The organism is Streptomyces turgidiscabies Car8 (genome assembly GCF_000331005.1).
GTDB lineage: Bacteria > Actinomycetota > Actinomycetes > Streptomycetales > Streptomycetaceae > Streptomyces > Streptomyces turgidiscabies.
This window is the reverse complement of record NZ_AEJB01000267.1, coordinates 1-3,285: the sequence shown is the minus strand read 5'-3', so window position 1 is coordinate 3,285 and position 3,285 is coordinate 1. Positions and strand designations below refer to the sequence as shown.

The following is a 3,285-nucleotide window of genomic DNA, read 5'->3' as shown; positions in this document are numbered from 1 at the left end:
GGGGGGCGCGGCATTTCGGTATGTCCGCACGTGCGACGCGTGGTCCACACGCGTGACAGGGACAGGAACGAGGCACCAGATGACCGACCCCGTGACGCTGGACGGCGAGGGCACGATCGGCGTGTTCGACGAGAAGCGGGCGGCGAGCGCCGTACGCGAACTGCTGATCGCGGTCGGCGAGGACCCGGACCGTGAGGGCCTCAGGGAGACACCGGGGCGCGTGGCGCGGGCGTACCGGGAGATATTCGCGGGGCTGTGGCAGAGGCCCGAGGACGTGCTGACGACGACGTTCGACCTGGGGCACGACGAGATGGTGCTGGTGAAGGACATCGAGGTCCTGAGCAGCTGTGAGCATCACCTGGTGCCGTTCGTCGGGGTCGCCCACGTCGGCTACATCCCGTCCGTCGACGGCAAGATCACCGGGCTGTCGAAGCTCGCCCGGCTCGTGGACGTCTACGCCCGTCGACCGCAGGTGCAGGAACGGCTCACCACGCAGGTCGCCGACTCCCTGATGAAGATCCTGGAGCCGCGCGGGGTGATCGTCGTCGTCGAGTGCGAGCACATGTGCATGTCGATGCGGGGTGTGCGGAAGCCGGGCGCCAAGACCATCACGTCGGCGGTGCGCGGGCAGCTGCGGGATCCGGCGACCCGCAACGAGGCGATGAGCCTGATCATGGCCCGCTGACACCTCGTCCGGGGTACCCGCTGGGGCTGGTGGCGCTTACGAGGCCGGTGCTGTGCCCGTGCCGGCGTTGGTGTCGTCGTCCTCCGGGAGTTTGCAGACCCGTTCCAGGAAGAAGGCCGCCGCTATGACGGCGATGCCCGCCAGGACCGAGAAGCCGGCGTAGAAGGCCTGGTCGCGACGGGCGGGGATGTCCAGGGACTCCAGGAGGAAGGCGCCCGTGCCGCCGTACATCCCGGCGACCAGGGCGGCCACCAGGGCGCTGGCCTGGCCGAAGACGACCGCGCGGGCGGCCATCAGGGGGTCGACACCCTTGGCACCGGGGCGCCGGTCGCGCTGGGCCTTGAGCCGGGCGCGCAGCGAGAGGGCCGTGGCCAGCAGGACCACGGCGATCAGGGCGAGGACGACGGGGGCGGCCAGCGGGACGCTGGGAAGGGTCCCCACCGAGTTCCACAGCCGGGCGCCCGCCCAGGAGAGCACCCCGGCCACGACGAACACGCCGGCCAGCATCTTGACGCGCAGCTCTCTCACGGTGCCCCTTCAGCTCCCTGTACCGGACCACCGAGCTGTGGTCGTCATGACCTTAACGGCTATTCCGGCAGCTGGAGTTCCAGGTCGGCGCGGGGCGCCACACCGTCCAGGGCGACGGTCTCCAGGAGCGTGGCCACCGGGCCACGGCCGGGCAGCTGGGCCTCAGGGTCCACGTCGTGCCAGGGAGCGAGGACGAAGGCCCGCTCATGGGCGCGCGGGTGCGGAAGGGTGAGGACCGGGTCGTCGGAGATCTCGTCGGCGTACGCGACGATGTCGACGTCGATCGTGCGTGCGCCCCAGCGCTCTTCCCGGACGCGGTGGAAGGCCTCCTCGACCGCGTGGGCACGCTCCAGGAGCGAGGACGGCGGGAGTGTCGTCTTCAGGACGACCACCGCGTTGAAGTACGAGGGCTGACTGCCCGCCGGAACGCCCCACGGCTCCGTCTCGTAGACGGGGGAGACCGCCTTGATGCGGACGCCCGGGGTGTCCTCCAGGGCGTCGATGGCCCCCTGGAGGGTCTCCAGGCGGTTGCCGAGGTTCGAGCCGAGGGAGATGACGGCGCGTTTCGGGTTGTGCAGGGTGGTGTCGGCGGCGTCCACCTGCTGCACCACGGAGGCGGGCACCGGCTGGACGGTCGGGTCGCTGTGACTCTCGGTGAACGAGGCGGTCATACTCGGCTCCGGGTGATGGTGATGGTCACGTCGTCGAAGGGGACCGTGATCGGCGCGCCCGGTTTGTGGACGCACACCTCGACCTCCTGAACCCCCTGGTGCTTCAGACAGACCTGCGCGATGCGCTCGGCCAGCGTCTCGATGAGGTCGACGGGCTCGCCCTCCACGACGGCCACGACCTCCTCCGCCACGATGCCGTAGTGCACGGTCTTCGCCAGGTCGTCGTCGGCCGCGGCCGGACGGGTGTCCAGGCCGAGCGAGAGGTCCACGACGAAGGTCTGGCCCTTCTCCCGCTCCTCCGGGAACACCCCGTGGTGTCCTCGGGCCCTGAGGCCGCGCAGCGCGACACGATCCACGCGAATCACTCCTGCAATCGTCGTTGGCGGCCGCTTCGGACCGGGTGCGATCGGCCCGGCAGCCATTTCGAATCTACCCGCGGACACTGACAGTGCCCGCCCCACGGGAGGTCCCGCCAGGTGATGACCGGGAGGGTTCACCGAGTGTTTTCCCGTGGGAACACGGCTGCTCACGGGCTGGTAGCCGCACTTACCCCGTGTTCGTGATTCCAACCACGTTCTGTTTCAGGAGGGTGTGTCGTCCTCCTCGGCCGCCCCTTCGTCGTCGCTCTCGGCGAGGACCGGGGAGGCGTGGTGCGCCCAGAGTTTCCAGCCGACGGGGGTGCGGCGGAACACGTTGGTGGCGACGACCAGCTGGCCGACCAGCGGACCCAGCTCGTCACTGTCCTCGGGGGCCGGACCGCCGCTGAGGATGTTCTCGGTGCAGTTCACCAGGGCGGTGTCGCCGGTGACGGAGACATGCACGTCGGTCAGGAAGAACTGGATGTACTCGGTGTTGGCCATGATCAGCGCGTAGGAGCGGAGCACCTCACCGCGTCCGGTCAGTACCGGCCAGCCCGGGTGCACGCAGGAGATCACGCCGGTGTCCGCCGGGTCGTGGTACTCCTCGTCGACGCCCAGGTCGGCGGGGGTCAGCCAGAGCGCGGACAGCTCGTCGAAGTCGCCCTGTTCCAGTGCCTCGTAGAAGGCGGTGTTGGCGAGTTCGACCTGCTCGACGTCGGTGTGGGGCGCGCTCACCGGGTGCCCTCGGCGTCGCGGGCCGCTTCCGCGGCGCGGGCCTCCTCGACCGCGCGGGCGACCCGTACGGCGTCGGCGGTGGCGCGGACCTCGTGGACGCGGACCGCCCAGGCGCCCTGGTGGGCGGCGAGCGCGGAGACGGCGGCGGTGGCGGCGTCGCGCTCCCGCGCCGGCGGCGGGGCACCCTCGGGGCCGGCCAGTACGCGGCCCACGAACCGTTTCCGGGACGCGGCGACGAGCAGGGGGTGGCCCAGGCCGTGCAGCCGGTCGAGGTGGGCCAGGAGGGCCAGGTCGTGATCGGCGCCCT

General features: G+C 70.9%; 6 protein-coding genes. 1 reads left to right on the top strand and 5 read right to left on the bottom strand.

Translation table 11 applies throughout. The features are described 5' to 3' along the window. The first annotated feature begins 79 nt into the window (after positions 1 to 79). The gene (folE, locus tag STRTUCAR8_RS17335) at positions 80 to 685 is read left to right on the top strand and encodes a GTP cyclohydrolase I FolE (protein ID WP_006377109.1); all 606 of its coding nucleotides are present in this window, start codon (positions 80 to 82) and stop codon (positions 683 to 685) included. A gap of 36 nt (positions 686 to 721) precedes the next feature. Here the strand turns inward: folE and STRTUCAR8_RS17330 are convergent, their stop codons facing one another. The 5 genes from STRTUCAR8_RS17330 to STRTUCAR8_RS17310 form a co-directional block, all read right to left on the bottom strand. Next, positions 722 to 1,213 carry a DUF3180 domain-containing protein gene (locus STRTUCAR8_RS17330; RefSeq protein ID WP_006377113.1) on the bottom strand — a complete coding sequence of 164 codons (492 nt, stop codon included), beginning with the start codon at positions 1,211 to 1,213 and terminating at the stop codon, positions 722 to 724. A gap of 59 nt (positions 1,214 to 1,272) precedes the next feature. Next, positions 1,273 to 1,884, bottom strand: coding sequence for a 2-amino-4-hydroxy-6-hydroxymethyldihydropteridine diphosphokinase (gene folK / locus STRTUCAR8_RS17325; RefSeq protein WP_006377110.1), 612 nt, complete (start codon positions 1,882 to 1,884; stop codon positions 1,273 to 1,275). Then, a complete protein-coding gene (folB, locus tag STRTUCAR8_RS17320; protein WP_044472364.1) occupies positions 1,881 to 2,240 on the bottom strand; it encodes a dihydroneopterin aldolase in 360 nt (119 codons plus the stop codon). The genes folK and folB overlap by 4 nt, the downstream gene beginning before the upstream one ends. Positions 2,241 to 2,465: 225 nt before the next feature. Next, on the bottom strand, positions 2,466 to 2,978 hold the full coding sequence (locus STRTUCAR8_RS17315; protein ID WP_006377107.1) for a nuclear transport factor 2 family protein: 513 nt from the start codon (positions 2,976 to 2,978) through the stop codon (positions 2,466 to 2,468). Next, on the bottom strand, positions 2,975 to 3,285 hold a 311-nt coding region (locus STRTUCAR8_RS17310), incomplete at its 5' end, for a dihydropteroate synthase (protein ID WP_006377111.1). The genes STRTUCAR8_RS17310 and STRTUCAR8_RS17315, both read right to left, overlap by 4 nt.

Bases quoted from the DNA above. Each gene is read 5' to 3' on its own strand.
- folE (WP_006377109.1), top strand. From the start codon at position 80: ATGACCGACCCCGTGACGCTGGACGGCGAGGGCACGATCGGCGTGTTC.
- folK (WP_006377110.1), bottom strand. From the start codon at position 1,884: ATGACCGCCTCGTTCACCGAGAGTCACAGCGACCCGACCGTCCAGCCG.